Origin of the sequence: Xanthomonas campestris pv. phormiicola (assembly GCA_025666215.1) — a bacterium.
GTDB classification, from domain to species: Bacteria; Pseudomonadota; Gammaproteobacteria; order Xanthomonadales; family Xanthomonadaceae; genus Xanthomonas_A; species Xanthomonas_A campestris_A.
The window spans coordinates 4403375-4418758 of record CP102593.1 but is presented as its reverse complement, the minus strand read 5'-3'; the positions used below and the strand labels follow the sequence as shown (position 1 = coordinate 4418758).

The 15384-nt window shown below is 69.8% G+C and carries 13 protein-coding genes; 10 read left to right on the top strand and 3 right to left on the bottom strand.

Going from position 1 to position 15384, the window contains the following annotated elements; translation table 11 throughout:
* Nucleotides 1–33: 33 nt before the first annotated feature.
* The 3 genes from NRY95_18600 to NRY95_18590 form a co-directional block, all read right to left on the bottom strand.
* Nucleotides 34–1398, bottom strand: a complete 1365-nt coding sequence (locus NRY95_18600; GenBank protein UYC15687.1) for a DUF2252 family protein — start codon at nucleotides 1396–1398, stop codon at nucleotides 34–36.
* An 88-nt stretch (nucleotides 1399–1486) separates the two neighbouring features.
* Complete coding sequence (locus tag NRY95_18595; GenBank protein ID UYC15686.1) at nucleotides 1487–1936, bottom strand: ATP synthase F1 subunit epsilon; 450 nt, start codon at nucleotides 1934–1936, stop codon at nucleotides 1487–1489.
* Nucleotides 1937–2226: 290 nt separating this feature from the next.
* Nucleotides 2227–2682: a nucleoside deaminase gene (locus tag NRY95_18590; GenBank protein UYC15685.1), complete on the bottom strand. Its 456-nt coding sequence runs from the start codon at nucleotides 2680–2682 to the stop codon at nucleotides 2227–2229.
* A 270-nt stretch (nucleotides 2683–2952) separates the two neighbouring features.
* On the opposite strand from NRY95_18590, the gene ubiE reads away from it, so the two are divergent.
* The 10 genes from ubiE to NRY95_18540 all read left to right on the top strand — a co-directional run bounded on the left by ubiE (nucleotide 2953) and on the right by NRY95_18540 (nucleotide 15374).
* Nucleotides 2953–3714 (top strand): bifunctional demethylmenaquinone methyltransferase/2-methoxy-6-polyprenyl-1,4-benzoquinol methylase UbiE, encoded by a 762-nt coding sequence (gene ubiE, locus NRY95_18585; GenBank protein ID UYC15684.1) that lies wholly within the window; start codon nucleotides 2953–2955, stop codon nucleotides 3712–3714.
* A 135-nt stretch (nucleotides 3715–3849) separates the two neighbouring features.
* Nucleotides 3850–5787: a M1 family metallopeptidase gene (locus NRY95_18580; protein UYC15683.1), complete on the top strand. Its 1938-nt coding sequence runs from the start codon at nucleotides 3850–3852 to the stop codon at nucleotides 5785–5787.
* A 196-nt stretch (nucleotides 5788–5983) separates the two neighbouring features.
* A complete protein-coding gene (locus NRY95_18575; protein ID UYC15682.1) occupies nucleotides 5984–6973 on the top strand; it encodes an alpha/beta hydrolase in 990 nt (329 codons plus the stop codon).
* Nucleotides 6970–7689 (top strand): hypothetical protein, encoded by a 720-nt coding sequence (locus tag NRY95_18570; protein ID UYC15681.1) that lies wholly within the window; start codon nucleotides 6970–6972, stop codon nucleotides 7687–7689. Before NRY95_18575 ends, NRY95_18570 begins: the two co-directional genes overlap by 4 nt.
* Complete coding sequence (locus NRY95_18565) at nucleotides 7680–8306, top strand: HAD family hydrolase (protein ID UYC15680.1); 627 nt, start codon at nucleotides 7680–7682, stop codon at nucleotides 8304–8306. Before NRY95_18570 ends, NRY95_18565 begins: the two co-directional genes overlap by 10 nt.
* A gap of 455 nt (nucleotides 8307–8761) precedes the next feature.
* Complete coding sequence (locus NRY95_18560) at nucleotides 8762–10774, top strand: methanol/ethanol family PQQ-dependent dehydrogenase (GenBank protein ID UYC15679.1); 2013 nt, start codon at nucleotides 8762–8764, stop codon at nucleotides 10772–10774.
* Between the two features lie 20 nt (nucleotides 10775–10794).
* Nucleotides 10795–12525 (top strand): quinoprotein dehydrogenase-associated putative ABC transporter substrate-binding protein, encoded by a 1731-nt coding sequence (locus NRY95_18555; GenBank protein UYC18632.1) that lies wholly within the window; start codon nucleotides 10795–10797, stop codon nucleotides 12523–12525.
* A 77-nt stretch (nucleotides 12526–12602) separates the two neighbouring features.
* Nucleotides 12603–13190, top strand: a complete 588-nt coding sequence (locus tag NRY95_18550) for a cytochrome c (protein ID UYC15678.1) — start codon at nucleotides 12603–12605, stop codon at nucleotides 13188–13190.
* Complete coding sequence (locus NRY95_18545) at nucleotides 13187–14218, top strand: beta-propeller fold lactonase family protein (GenBank protein ID UYC15677.1); 1032 nt, start codon at nucleotides 13187–13189, stop codon at nucleotides 14216–14218. Before NRY95_18550 ends, NRY95_18545 begins: the two co-directional genes overlap by 4 nt.
* Nucleotides 14219–14264: 46 nt before the next feature.
* Nucleotides 14265–15374, top strand: coding sequence for an S-(hydroxymethyl)glutathione dehydrogenase/class III alcohol dehydrogenase (locus NRY95_18540; protein ID UYC15676.1), 1110 nt, complete (start codon nucleotides 14265–14267; stop codon nucleotides 15372–15374).
* Nucleotides 15375–15384: the final 10 nt, after the last annotated feature.

Sequence of the window (15384 nt, the reverse complement as noted above, 5' to 3'; positions counted from 1 at the left end):
CTCCTACAGGGTCCGTGGCGGTGACCCCTGCGCTCAGTACAGCGGCGTCCCCGCCTGGTACGCGGCCACGAAACCCTGCCAGTCCAGCTGTACCTGCGCGGCGTAGTCGAACGCGAACTGGCGCAGTTCCGACTTCAGCCCGCTCTTGCTGCTGGCCGCGGCATCGATCTGCTTGTCGATGCTGTAGCTCACCACCGCCGGGTCGTAGTCCTGGTCGGACAGCGCGTGCGCCGAGGCCAGCGCCTGGCCCAGGTAAGTGGCGGCGGTGGCCAGCTTGCCGGCGCTGCTCAGCGCGGTCGGGTCCAGGTCTTCCTGGAACGGCGATTTCTCGTGCACGTAGAACGGCACGCCGGCGACGCTGGCGTAGCCGATCAGCACGTCGGCATCCAGGGTCTGCGCCTTGGCGGTGCGCGCCACGCGCTCGCCTTCGTGGTTGTCGTAACTGGAGGCCGGCATCTGCGACGGCGCGGCGACGGCGACCACGCTGGCCGCTTCCTGCTTCCATTCCAGGATCACGTCGTCGCCGGTCGCGCTGCTCGCGCCTTCGACCAGCACGTACAGGCGCTGCCGGCCCAGGCTGCCGGTGCCCGAGCCGAGCTTCTGGCGCACGTCCTTGATCGTGTAGTAGCTGGTCGCATAGCGCTTGGATGCCGCGATCGACGCCACATAGCCGTTCATCGCGCTGGCGACCGCCGCGTAGGTGGCGCTGTCCACCGCGACCAGGTTGTCCAGATTCTGGAACGTGCGCTTGCCGCCGCTGACCGCCGTGTATTTCGCCAGCAGGCTGCTGCGGCTCTTGCCGTCGGCGCTGTCGATGGCCTTGGCCACCACGCCGCTGGTGTTGCTCTTGGCCAGCTGGAAACTCTTCTCGGCGTCGCTGCCCTTGAAGTCGCCGATCTTGTCCAGGTAGGCGCCGACCATGGTCTCGATCGCGCTGCCGATGTCGCTGTCGGACAGGCCGTTGTCGCGCCCGGCCAGGACCATGCTCGCCGCCAGCCGGCGCAGGTCCCACACGTACTGGCCGAGATGGCCTTCGTCGAAGTCGGCGACCTTGAACACCGCCTTGCCGCCGCTGTCGCGCGCGGCATCGAAGTTGCCGATGTGGGTGTCGCCGCCGAGCCAGGTGTAGCCGGTCTGCGGGCTGGTCCACAGCGAGGCCGGCAGGGTCTTCATGTCCTGGTAGAACAAATGGTCGGTGCCGCGATAGAACGCGTAGGCGCTGCCGGCCATCGTCGCCATCTTGGTGTCCAGCTCGGCCTGCTGCGCGGCATAGGGATGGTTGTAGTCGTGGATCTGCTGCACCACCCAGGCGTCGCGTGTGACGGCAGTGGCATCGGCGGTCGCGGCGATGGACGCGAGCAGGCCGGCGAGCAGAAGCAGCGAGGAGCGACGTGCCATCGGGCGGCATCCGTGCGGGAACGAGAAGCGCAGTCGAGCACGCGTGCATTGCAATTGCGTGAAGCCGGCGCGCATCATGCGCCCGGCGCTACGCCGCGCCCACGCCCGGCGGCGTGATGCTGCCGGCATTGCCGTAATGCGCGTGCTGTAACTGCCGGGCCTGAATCTGGCGATGTCGCGCGCTGTAGCGGCGCATCAATTCGGCGTGGAGCAGGATCGAGGTCTGCTCGGCGAAGGCCATGAACATCGGCGAGCGCGCCTGGTCGCGCGCGGCGGCGGCGCGTGCCGCGTCCAGGCCGCGATCGCGGTCGGCCAGCACCATGGCCTGCTCCGGCTGGGCCTCGACGCAGCCGCCGGACACATGGATCTCCAGCGCCTGGGCGTCGTGCGGGTGCACATGGACGCCCTCGCGCAGGGTCGCCAGCAGCGTGGTATGCCCGCGCAGGACGCCGAATTCGCCGGCGGCACCGGGCAGGGTCACTTCGCGGACGCGGCCCGGCCATGTCGGTCCGGTCAGGCCGACGATCTCCAATTGCATGCGGTCATTGGCTCCGAAGGGCAGGCGTGCGCCGTGTCCGCAGTGCGCGCGCGATCCTGGCCGCTGTGCGTGTCCGTGCGCGGCCGCGCGACCTGGACGCAGCATCGCGCTGCCGCGGCGTCCGCGCCTTGATCGACATCAACGTCGTGCGCTGTGCGGCAGCGCGCCTGCAAGCGGCGCCGTGAGCGTTCGGAGCCGGTGCAGCAGGTCGCGCGCGGCCGCGTTGGCGGCAGGCTCGGCGGGCCGTGGCTGCGCAGGGCAGTGGCGATGTTGAACCGGCCCACGGCGGCTCAGTCCTCGCCGATATCCTCGTTCCACACCTCCGGATTGGCCGCGATGTAGCCGCCGAGCAGGTCGATGCATTCCTGGCTGTGCAGGTCGATCACCGTGACCCCGCTGTCGCGCAGCCAGTCGATGCCGCCCTGGAAGGTCACCGATTCGCCGACCACCACGGTGCCGATGTTGAACTGCCGCACCAGGCCGCTGCAGTACCAGCACGGCGCCAGCGTGGTGACCATGAGGGTGTCCTGGTAGCGGCGCTGGCGGCCGGCCTTGCGGAACGCATCGGTCTCGCCGTGCACGGAGGGGTCGCCTTCCTGCACGCGGCGGTTGTGGCCGCAGCCGAGCAGGCGGCCGTCGTTGTGGTACAGCGCCGCGCCGATCGGGATGCCGCCTTCGGCCAGGCCCTGGCGGGCCTCGGCGATGGCGGTGTCGAGCAGGGCGCGGTAGTCGGGCGTGGCGATCATCGAGTGCGGCTTCCGTAGCGGGAGAGCGCCATAGTGCGCACGGCTGCGCGGGCTGTCACCACCTGCCGCGGACGGGGCGCGGCAACCGCGCGCAGGGTCTTCGCGCCCGGCGCCGGCCCGCGCGTGGCGCCGATGCGCATTGCGCCGGCGTCGGCGTGCTGCTTTACTTGCCGCGCAAATGGGATTGTGAACGCTCTGACCCCACCCCCAGCGGAGGCGGCGACGCCGGCCGCAGACCATGACGGCGCCAGCAGTGCGATAATCCCCGCCATGAGCGAATCTCCCTACACCTCCGGCACCACCCATTTCGGCTTCCGCGACGTCGCCGCCAAGGACAAGCAGAAGCTGGTCGGCGAGGTGTTCACCTCGGTCGCCGGCAACTACGACCTGATGAACGACCTGATGAGCCTGGGCATCCACCGGGCCTGGAAGCGCTATTTCGTGGCCACCGCGCAGGTCAAGCCGGGCGACCGCGTGCTCGACCTGGCCGGCGGCACCGGCGACATCGCCGCGCTGCTGAAGGAGCGGGTCGGCGACGAGGGCGCGGTGGTGCTGGGCGACATCAACGCCGGCATGCTGTCGGTGGGCCGCGACCGGCTGACCAACCGCGGCCTGGTCGCGGGCCTGGACTACGTGCAGTGCAACGCCGAGGCGCTGCCGTTCCCGGATCAGAGCTTCGACCTGGTCACCATCGCCTTCGGCCTGCGCAACGTCACCGACAAGGACGCGGCGCTGCGCGAGATGTACCGGGTGCTGAAGGTCGGCGGGCAGGCGCGGGTGCTGGAGTTCTCCGAGGTCACCGCCGACTGGTTCAAGCCGATCTACGACTTCCATTCGTTCAAGATCCTGCCGCGCCTGGGCAAGCTGTTCGCCAAGGACGCCGACAGCTACCAGTACCTGGCCGAGAGCATCCGCAAGCACCCGCCGCAGGACGCGCTGAAGGGCATGATGGCCGAGGCCGGCTTCGCCCGCAGCCACTACAAGAACCTGACCGGCGGCATCGTCGCGATCCATTCGGGCTACAAGATCTGAGAAGCCGGGATTCGGGATTCGGGATTGGGGATTCGTAAAGCGGGGCAATGCGCTCTTTGCGAATCCCCAATCCCGAATCCCCAATCCCAGCCTTCAAGGTAAACTTCCGGTTTCCCCGAACCGGTGCTGTCCGCCATGCGTTCCCCGTTCCTGCTGCTGTCCCTGGCCGCGGTCATCGCGACCGGGTGTTCCCGCGAAGCTCCGACCGAAGCCGCCGCTCCCGCCGCCAAGCCCGCTCCCGCCGCCGTGAAACCCGCCGACCGCAGCCACGACGAAAGCTCCTACGCCGAGCCGGGCAAGGTCGTGATCAAGGACCTGGCGCTGGACCTGAAGCTGGATTTCGACAGCAAGCAGATCGGCGGCACCGCCACCTACACGCTGGACTGGAAGGACAAGGGCGCCAGGCAGCTGCTGCTGGACACGCGCGAGCTGACCATCGAGAACGTGCAGGGCGACGACGGCAAGGGCAACCTGGCGCGGCTGCAGTACGCGCTGGCGCCGGCCGACAAGATCTACGGCAGCAAGCTGACCATCGAGGCGCCGAACCAGCCGCAGAAGGTCACCATCGCCTACCACACCGCGTCGACCGCCTCGGGCCTGCAGTGGCTGGAGCCGTCGATGACCGAGGGCAAGACACTGCCCTTCATGTTCAGCCAGTCGCAGGCGATCCACGCGCGCAGCTGGGTGCCGCTGCAGGACACGCCGAGCGTGCGCTTCACCTACAGCGCGCACGTCGTCTCGCGTCCGGACGTGATGGTGCTGATGAGCGCCGACAACGACCCGAAGGCGGCGCGCGACGGCGACTACACGTTCAAGATGCCGCAGCCGATTCCGTCCTACCTGCTGGCCATCGCCGCCGGCGACCTGGTGTTCAAGCCGATCTCCGAGCGCTCCGGCGTGTGGGCCGAGCCGGCCATGGCCGACAAGGCGGCCAAGGAGTTCGAGGACACCGAGAAGATGATCGTCGCCGCCGAGACGCTGTACGGTCCGTACCGCTGGGGCCGCTACGACATGCTGGTGCTGCCGCCGTCGTTCCCGTTCGGCGGCATGGAGAATCCGCGCCTGACCTTCGCCACCCCGACCGTGATCGTCGGCGACAAGTCGCTGGTGTCGCTGATCGCGCACGAGCTGGCGCATAGCTGGTCCGGCAACCTGGTGACCAACGCCAGCTGGAAGGACATCTGGCTCAACGAAGGCTTCACCACCTACGTGCAGGCGCGCATCACCGAAGCGCTGTACGGCGCCGAAGCGGCGGAGATGGAGCGCGAGATCGACCAGACCGACCTGCTCGCCGAGGTCAAGGACATGAGCCCGGCCGACCAGGCGCTGGCGCTGCCGGCGCTGACCGAGCGCGATCCGGACGACGCGCTGAGCCAGGTCGCCTACGTCAAGGGCGCCTGGTTCCTGCAGTTCCTGGAGCAGCGCTTCGGCCGCGCCACCTTCGATGCGTTCCTGCGCGGCTGGTTCGACGACCACGCGTTCCAGAGCGCCAACACCGACCAGTTCGTCGACTATCTGAAGAAGAACCTGCTGGCCAAGAAGCCCGATGCGGTCAGTCAGGCCGAACTGCACGCGTGGCTGGACGAGCCGGGCATCCCGGCGTTCGCGCAGAAGGCGCGTTCGCGCAACTTCGCGATGGTCGATACCGCGCGCATCGCCTGGGCCGGCAGCGGCACCCTGCCGAGCAAGCAGGTCACCGATGCGTGGAGCACGCAGGAATGGACGCGCTTCCTCAGCGGCCTGGGCGCCACGCTCAAACCCGAGCAGCTCAAGCAGCTGGACGCGGCCTACCACTTCACCGGCACCGCCAACGGCGAGATCGCCATGCGCTGGTATCCGCTGGCGATCCGCAGCGGCTACGCCGAGGCGCGCCCGGCCGCCGGCGAGTTCATCGCCCGCGTCGGCCGGCGCAAGCTGATCCTGCCGATCTACGCCGAACTGGTGAAGACCCCGGACGGCCTGGCCTTCGCCAAGCAGGTCTTCGCCCAGGCCAAGCCCGGCTACCACCCGATCACCACGGTGTCGGTGGCAGACATGCTGGCCAAGGCCGACAAGGGCGCCGCCGCGCACTGAGGCGGCGCGCCATAGAGGCAGCCCCTGTGGGAGCGACTCCAGTCGCGACGGCTTTCCCGGTAGCGCCCGTCGCGCCTGACGTCGCTCCCACATTGGCGAGTGGAACGTCCCGCAGTCCCTCCCGTGCAGGACTTGGCGCAAACCGGGCCGCATGCGAAGGTAGGCGCATGGCACGTTTCCGGTTCCCGGCTTTTTCATGTTGCTGCTGACGTTGTTGCTGCTGGTGGCGTTCACCGCGCTGGCCGTGGGGCTGGCGCTGCTGCTGGGCGTCGTGCTGCTGCTGCGCAGCAGGCCGTTCCTGCTGGTGCGCCTGGAAAGCTGGCGCCTGCGCCGGGGCAGCGGCCTGCGGCGCTGCCAGGCGCAGGTCGCCGGGCATCGCTGGATCTACCTGCACCGCGCCGCGGCCGATCCCGCCGCCCCTGCGCTGCTGCTGGTGCACGGCTTCACCGGCAGCAAGGAAAACTGGTTGCCGCTGGCGCGCGCGCTCGGCGATCGCTATCACCTGGTCATTCCCGATCTGCCCGGCTGGGCCGAGAGCCAGCGCATCGACGGGCAGGACTACGGCTTCGCCGCGCAGGCCGAGCGCGTGGCCGCGTTCGCCGCGCAGTGCGTGCGCCGTGCGGGCAGCGAATGCGTGCTGATCGGGCATTCGATGGGCGGCGGCATCGCCGCGCTCGCCGCCGCGCGCCATCCGCAACTGTTCGACCGCGTCGGCCTGCTCAACGCCGCCGGCGTGCGCTTCGCCGACAACGCCTTCGGCCAGGCGGTGCTGGACGGCGACAATCCGTTCGCGGTGTACGACGCCGACTCGCTGCGCCGCTATATCGACACGGTGTTCCTGCTGGCGCCGAGCAAGCCGCGCATTCCGTCCTGGGCGGTGTCCTCGATCGTCGCCTGGCGGCGCAGCGAGGCTGGTTTCGAACAGCAGGTGCTGGCGCGGATCGGACGCAGCGAGGACGCCTTCCTGCCGTTCGACGAGGCCGCGCGCATCCGCCAGCCGGTGCTGCTGCTGAACTGCGTGCAGGATGCGGTGATCGATGCCAGCGCGCTGGCGCTGTACGCGCAGCGCGTGCCGCAGGCGCTGCAGGTGCTGCTCGACGGCAGCGGCCACATGTCCATCGTCGAGAAGCCGGCCGAGGTCGCGCAGGCGATCGCTACGTTGATCCAACGAGGAGTCCCCCGATGAAACGCATGCTGCTCGGCGCGCTGTGCGCCGTCGCCCTGGCCGGTTGCGGCGACCACGAGGCCGAGCGCAAGGCGCAGGCCGCGGCCGAAGCGCAGGCCAAGGCGCAGGCCGCCGACGACCTGGCCAAGCAATACGACGCCGCGGCGAAGTCCGGCAACTGGGATCTGGCGCGGATCCATGGCGCGGCGCTGCTGGAGCAGTATCCCGGTTCGGACGCGGCCGCGCGCATCGAGCCCGGCTACGCCGAGGTCAAGGCCAAGGGCGAGGCGGCGCGCGAACTGCGGCGCATGCAGGCCGCCTGGGAGTATTCGCAGGTGCCGGCCGGCAAGGGCACGCAGCGCTCGGCGATGCTGTACAGCCGCGACAAGGTCGATGTGGACGGCAGCGGTCCCAAGCCGGTGCAGCTGGTGTTCCGCGACCATCCGGAATGGAAGCGCAGCGCCTACCTGGTGTTGCAGGCCGGCGATTTCCGTTGCGCCGGCGGCTGCAAGGTGCAGCTCAAGGCCGACGCTGCCGCGCCGCGCGCGGCCGCGGCATGGCGCCCGAACACCGACGAGGCGATCGCGATGTTCATCAGCGACGACAAGGCGCTGTGGAAGCTGGCGCGCAAGACCACGGTGCTGCAGATCGAATTCCCGGTGAAGGCCGGCGGCACCCGCACCGCGGTGTTCGAGACCGGCGGCCTGGATGGATCGCAGATGCCGGGATGGGACTGAGCGCCACGGCACCCGGCGCGCGCCTGCGCCAGGTGCGGCACTGGGTGTTCGACATGGACGGCACGCTGACCCGCGCCGTGCACGATTTCGCGCTGATCCGCCGCGAACTGCAGATCCCGCAGCAGGCCGACATCCTGCAGCACCTGGCCGCGCTGCCGCCGCAGCAGGCTGCAGCCAAGCACGCCTGGCTGCTCGAGCACGAACGTGCACTCGCGTTGGGGGCGGTCGCCGCACCCGGCGCGCAGGCGCTGCTGCGCACGCTGCACGCGGCCGGTTGCCGGCTGGCGGTGCTGACCCGCAATGCGCAGGAACTGGCGCGGCTGACCCTGCGCGAGATCGGGGTCGAGCACCTGTTCGACGATGCCAGCATCCTCGGCCGCGACGAGGCCCCACCCAAGCCGCATCCCGGCGGCCTGCAGCACCTGGCCGCACAGTGGGGCGTGGCGCCGCACGCGCTGGCGATGCTCGGCGACCACGCATACGACCTGCAGTGCGGGCGCCACGCCGGCGCGACGACGGTACTGCTGCACACGCACAACCCGTGGCCGGCGCTGGCCGACCTGCACTTCGCCGACTGCGCCGCACTGCTGGCGTGGTGGCAGGACGTCGCCGCGTAAGGCGTCTTCTCTGTGGGAGGGACTTCAGTCCCGACGCCTGACCCAGAAAGCGTCGGGGGCTGACGACTCTCCTACAGGAGCGGAAGGCGCAGGCTGCGACCCATCCAACAAGCCCTGGCGCCCACCGGCGGCGCGACGGCGGATTGACGCCGCGCCTGCGCGTCTTTCCTCGCAAGTGCCGCCGGCGGCAAGCGATCGGCTCCCGCTCCGTCTCCCGCTGCGCCAATCGCGATACAGGCGCGTGGCACAAAGTGTCACGTTGTCGATACAGCGTCGCCGCGCCAGACGACCGCGCCGATAGCGGCGCGACAGCCGATGCCTGCGGCGCCTGGATGGCGCACTGCAGCAGCACGCTGGCACGTGGGTTGCTCACTCTTTCCCCGATGTTTCCACATCCCGCCGCGCCGACCTTTTGACGGCGAGCGCCACGGCTCTTCAACGAGGGGAGTAGAACGATGCACAGTCATCCATGTCGTACCCGTGCCTGGACGCTGCTCGCGCTGGCAACCGCGCTGGTGCTGGCAGGTTGCAAGAAGCACGAAGACGCCGCCGCGCCGGCCGCACCCGTTGCCGCGCAGCAACCGGCTCCTGCCGCACCGGCGGCGGTGGCCGACACCGACAGCGAATTCGCCACCACCGCCAGCAATCCCGACAACTGGGGCGGCATCGGCCGCGACTTCGGCCTGAACCGGCACAGCCCGCTGGCCGAGATCAATCGCGACAACGTCAAGAACCTGAAGATGTCGTGGGAAATGAAGACCGACGCCACCCGCGGCCACGAAGGCCAGCCGCTGGTGATCGGCAGCATCATGTACATGGTCAGCGCGTATCCGAACAACGTGTTCGCGATCGACCTGGCGGCGCAGGACGACGGCGGCAAGGTGCTGTGGAAATACACCCCGCAGCAGGACGAGCGCTCGGTGGCGGTGGCGTGCTGCGACACGGTCAACCGCGGCGCGTCCTACGCCGACGGCAAGCTGGTGTTCGGCAGCCTCAGCGGCGACGTGATCGCGCTCGATGCCAAGACCGGCAAGGAAGTGTGGAAGCAGAAGCTCGCCTATCCGGAAAAGGGCGAGACCATCACCATGGCGCCGATCATCGCCGACGGCAAGGTCGTCGCCGGCATCAGCGGCAACGAGTTCGGCGTGCGCGGCCGCGTCGCCGCGTATGCGCTGGCCGACGGCAAGCAGGCCTGGTCGTGCGAGGCCACCGGCACCGACAAGGACATCTGCCTGGGTGCGGATTTCAACAAGGCCAATCCGCAGCACGGCCAGCTCGGCGACCTGGGCGTGAAGACCTTCCCCGAGGAAGGCTGGAAGCGCGGCGGCGGTGCGGCGTGGGGCTGGTACAGCTACGACCCGAAACTGAAACTGCTCTACTACGGCACCGGCAACCCCGGCCTGTGGAGCCCGTCGTACCGCTGCGGCAAGACCACGCAGAAGGAATGCGATACCGGCGAATACGACAACAAGTGGTCGATGACCCTGTTCGCGCGCAAGATCGAGACCGGCGAAGCGGTGTGGGGCTACCAGAAGACGCCGTTCGACCAGTGGGACTACGACGGCATCAACGAGCCGATCCTGGTCGACCTGACCATCGACGGCAAGCAGGTGCCCTCCGTGGTGCAGTTCGACCGCAACGGCTTCGCCTATGTGCTCGACCGCCGCGACGGCACCCTGCTGCGCGCAAACAAGTTCGTGCCGGCCAACTGGGCCGAGAGCATCGACATGAAGACCGGCCGCCCGATCAAGGTCGCCGCGCATTCGCCGCTGGAGCGCGGCAAGAAGGTCGAGGCGTTCCCGTCGGCGATGGGCGGCAAGGACCAGCAGCCGTGCTCGGTGGATCCGGCCAATTCGGCGGTGTTCTTCTGCGGCACCAACAACTGGCACATGGAACTGGAGCCGCAGGAACGCGGCAACACCATGATGGGCCTGCCGTACGTGTTCGCCAACGTGATGATGAAGCCGAACGAGCCCGGCGCGCTGGGCATCGTCAAGGCGTTCGACGTGGTCGAAGGCAAGTCCAAGTGGGAGATCAAGGAGAAGTTCCCGGTGTGGAGCGGCACCCTGGTCACCGACGGCGGGCTGGTGTTCTACGGCACGCTCGACGGCTGGTTCCGCGCGGTGGACAAGGACACCGGCAAGAAGCTGTGGGAGACCAAGCTGCCCTCGGGCATCATCGGCAACCCGATCGCCTACAAGGCCAACGGCCACCAGTACGTGGCGGTGTTCTCCGGCATCGGCGGCTGGATCGGCCTGCCGGTCGCCGGCGGCCTGGATCCGGGCGATCCGTACGGCGCGCTGGGTGCGGCGGGTCTGGCCTTCAGCAACGGCTTCGACAAGATCCCGTTGGGCGGCATGGTGCATACCTTCCGCATCGACGGCGCCGGCAAGACCGTCACCGCCAGCGCAACCGCCACCGCTGCGGCCGGTGGCGCACCGGCCGCAGCGGCGAAGACCGCACGATGAGCCGGCGGCGACGCGTCCACGTGGCGAGCGAGCGCCGCCAGGCGCTCGTCCCGCGGCGCCTGCACCAGGGCGCGCGCGCCGTGTTGCTGCTTTGCAGCCTCGGACTCGTCGCCGCAGGTTGCACGCGCGAGCCGTCGTCCGCGACGGCTCGCGTTCCTGAGGCAGCCTCCACCGCGGCCGCCAAACCAGCGGCGGGCACCGCGCCCGCCCCCGCGCCTGCCGCCGATGCGGCGGTGCTGCGGGTCTGTGCCGACCCGGGCAACATGCCGTTGTCCAATCGCGCCGGCGCAGGCTTCCAGAACAAGATCGCGCAGGTCCTCGCCGAGGCGATGGGCCGGCGCCTGGAATACGAATGGCGCACCTACTACCAACGTGGGTTGGCGCGCAGCACGATCAACGCCGGGCGTTGCGACGTGCTGATGGACATGAACAGCGATTTCGAGATGGGCCTGCCCACGCAACCGCTGTACCGCTCCACCTACGTGCTGGTGACCCGCAAGGGCCTGGCCTTGCAGCCGGCCTCGCTGGACGATCCGGCACTGAAGAAACTGAAGATCGGCGTGTTCCAGAGTTCGCCGGCGCGGCAGGCGCTGTTCGACCACGGCGTGTCCGGCGATGTGCAATACCTGTTCTACGACTCGGCGACCTCGCCGCAGGATCACCCGGGCAAACTGGCCGAGCGCGTCGCCGCCGGGCAGCTCGACGCCGCCGAATCCTGGGGCCCGGTCGCCGGCTACTACGCCGCGCGCGGCGGCCTGGGCGTGGTGCCGCTGAACGTCATCGATGACGAAGTGCTGGAGTATTCGATGGCGTGGGCGGTGTCGCGCAAGAACGCCGAGCTGCGCGATGCGCTGAACGCGGCGATGCAGCGCAGCGCCGGCAAGATCGGCGCGATCCTGCGCGAATACCACGTGCCGCTGGTGGCCTGCGCCGACTGCATCGTCAACGGCGATCTGCGCTCGCACGGCAGTTACGACACGCCCGCCGACGACACCGCCACGCCGAGCGCGCAGGCCTCGTCGGAGATGCTGGCGCAAGTGCAGCTGCGCATCGCCGGCGGTGCCGATCCCAACCAGGAGCTGGCGCATGCGCTCGATGCCGGCGATGGCGTGCGCGTGGCCTGGCTGCTGCGTCACGGCGCCAGCGCCGACCGGCCCAACCTGCTGGGCGAGCCGCCGCTGCACCAGGCGATCCGCAACCAGGCGCCGACCCTGGTCGGCGAGTTGCTGGCCGCCGGCGCCAATGTGGAAAGCCGCGACGGCAACGGCTGGACGCCGTTGATGAAGGCGGCCTGGGGCAACGACGCGCAGAGCAGCAAGCTGCTGCTGGCGCGCCGGGCCAAGGTCGATGCGGTGTCCAAGGACGGCTGGACCGCGCTGGACCTGGCGATCTCCTATGCCGATCTCGAACTGGTGCAGGCGCTGCTCGGCGCCGGTGCCGACGTGCGCCGCAGCAACCCGGCCGGCTTCACCCCGGTGATGTTCGCGGTGGCGCGCAACGATCCGCAGATGCTGGATGCCTTGCTGGCGCGCGGTGCCGAGGCCGACCGGCCCAACCGCGCCGGCGTCACCCCGCTGATGCTGGCCGCCGCGGCCGGCCGCGAGGCCGCCAGCCGCCGCCTGCTCGCCGCCGGCGCCAACGCGGCCACCCGCGACGCCGACGGCAAGACGCCGGCGGCGCTGGCGCAACAGCGCGGCGATGCGTCGCTGGCGCAACTGCTGACGGAGGCCGAACACCGACGCACGCAATGACCGCCACGCCTTACCTGCTCGCGCCGCCGCCGCGGCGTTCACGTCCCCTCAGTCCGTCCCGCAAAGGTTCTTTTCCCATGCGCAATGCCGTCGTCCGCCGCTCCGTCGTGCCGAAGCTGCTGCACCTGTCCCTGTTCGCGTTGACCCTGGCCCTGTCCGCTTGCGGCAAGGAGGCACCGCCTTCCGCCCCCGCCGCCGCCCCGCCTGCCGCTCCGTCGGCGGCACCCGCGCCCGCCGCTGCGCCCAGCACCGCTCCGGCCGCCCCGGTCGCTGCCCCGGTCGCCGCCGCGCCGACCCCGCCGCCGGCCGCGGTCACCCCGATTCCGAAAGGCCCGCCGGTGAAGGTGACCCCGGAGCTCGCCGCCGAAGGCAAGAAGATCTTCCTGTCCGCCGGTTGCAGCGCCTGCCACGGCGGCACCGGTGGCGGCGGCATGTGCCCGCCGCTGACCAACGACATCTGGGTCTACGGCCACGACGACGACACCTTGCGCACGCTGATCAGCGAAGGCACCGCCGGCATGGCCGCGCACGGCAAGGTCCGCATCGGCCACGAGAAGGTGGTCGGGCAGATGCCGCCGTTCGCGCCGGTGCTCAAGGACGGCGACACCGAGAAGCTGCTGGCCTTCATCCATTCGATCAACAAGACCGCAGGCGCGGCTCCATGACCGCAGGCGCGCGACGCACGTTGCGCACCGCTGCGATCGCGCTGCTGCTGGCCGTCGCGGCCTGCCAGCGTGCGCCGGCGCCTGCCGGGAGCGCGGATGCGAACGCCGCCGCGACGCCGTCCGCCACGCCGGCGGCAGCGCTGGCGTACGTGCCCAACCAGCGCGCCGGCACCATCTCGGTGATCGATACCGGTACCGATTCGGTGTTGCGCACGCTGTCCGCGCAGGGCCAGCTCGGCAAGCGCCTGCAGCAATTGCTGCCCGGCCCGTCCGGCCATCTGTACGTGATCGATGCGCAAGGGCACCGGCTGCTGGAACTGGATACGGTGCAGGACAAGGTGCTGCGCAGCGTGGACATCGGCGAGAACGCCGAAGGCATCGCCGCGTCGCCGGACGGCCGCCAGTTCGCGGTGTGCGTGGAAGGGCAGAACCAGGTGATGCTGATCGATCCGGCCAGCTTCGCGATCGGCGCGCGCATCGCCACCCGGGGCCAGGCGCCGGAGCACTGCGTGTACAGCCCCGACGGCACGCTGTTGCTGACCAGCAACGAAGGTTCCGACGATCTGGACGTGATCGACCTGAAGGCGGGCAAATCCACCGGCGTCATCGCCACCAGCGGCCATCCGCGCGGCATGGCCTTCGCCCCGGACGGCAATACCGTGTACGTGGCGCAGGAATCGGCCAGCGTGGTCGACGTGATCGATCTGGTCGCACGCCGGCGCGTGGCCAGCATCCCGGCCGGGCAGCGCACCGCCGGCATCACCATTTCGCGCGACGGCAGCCGCGTCTACGCTTCCAACGGCGGTGCCGGCACGGTCAGCGTGATCGACCCGGCGGCGCGCACCACCCTGGCCGAGATCCCGGTCGGGCAGCGCCCGTGGAATCCGGCGCTCAGCCCCGACGGCAAGAAACTGTACGTGGCCAACGGCCGCTCCAACAGCGTCAGCGTCATCGACACGACCACCATGAAGGAGATCAAGCAGATCGCAGTGGGCGACATGCCCTGGGGTGTGGTCATCGCGCAGTGAGGCGAGGAGCGCATGCGGCACAGCGACAGGATGCGGGGAGACGGGAATGAAGACGCGAGCCGCGGTCGCCTGGGCGGCGAACCAGCCGCTGGCCATCGAGGAAGTGGACCTGCAACCGCCCAAGGCCGGCGAGGTGCTGGTGCGCCTGGTCGCCAGCGGCGTCTGCCACAGCGACGCCAGCACCCTGTCCGGCGCCGATCCGGATGCCGCATTCCCGGTGATCCTGGGCCAGGAAGGCGCCGGCGTGGTCGAGGAGGTCGGCATCGGCGTGAGCAGCGTGCGCCCCGGCGACCACGTGATCCCGCTGTACATGCCCGAATGCGGCGTGTGCAAGTTCTGCCGCTCCGGGCGCACCAACCTGTGCCAGGCGATCCGCGCCAGCCAGGACCGCGGGCTGATGCCCGACGGCAGCAGCCGCTTCTCCCTGCGCGGGCGGCCGATCCTGCACTACATGGGCACCAGCACCTTCGCCGAGTACACCGTGCTGCCGGAGATCGCGGTGGCCAAGATCCATCCGTCCGCGCCGCTGGACAAGGTCTGCCTGCTCGGCTGCACGGTCACCACCGGCATCGGCGCGGTGCTCAACACCGCGCGGGTGCGGCCCGGCGACAGCGTGGCGGTGTTCGGGCTCGGCGGCATCGGCCTGTCGGTGGTGCAGGGCGCGGTGATGGCGCGCGCCGGGCGCATCATCGTGGTCGACATCAACCGCGACAAGTTCGAACTGGCGCGCGCGCTGGGCGCCACCGACTGCCTGGACCCGAAGGATTTCGGCGCGCCGGTGCAGCAGGTGATCGTCGATCTCACCGACGGCGGCGCCGACCACAGCTTCGAGTGCGTCGGCGACGTGCGGGCGATGCGTGCGGCGCTGGAGTGCTGCCACAAGGGCTGGGGCGAGAGCATCATCCTGGGCGTGGCGCCGAGCGCGCAGGAGATCAGCACGCGGCCGCTGCAACTGGTCACCGGCCGCGCCTGGCGCGGCAGCGCGTTCGGCGGGGTCAAGGGCCGCAGCGAACTGCCGGCCTACGCCGAGCGCTACCTGGCCGGCGAGATCCGCATCGACGAACTCATCAGCGAGACGCTGCCGCTGCAGGACATCAACCGCGCCTTCGATGCGATCCGCGCGGGCAGGGGCATCAAATCGGTCGTCCTGTACTGATATCAAAGGA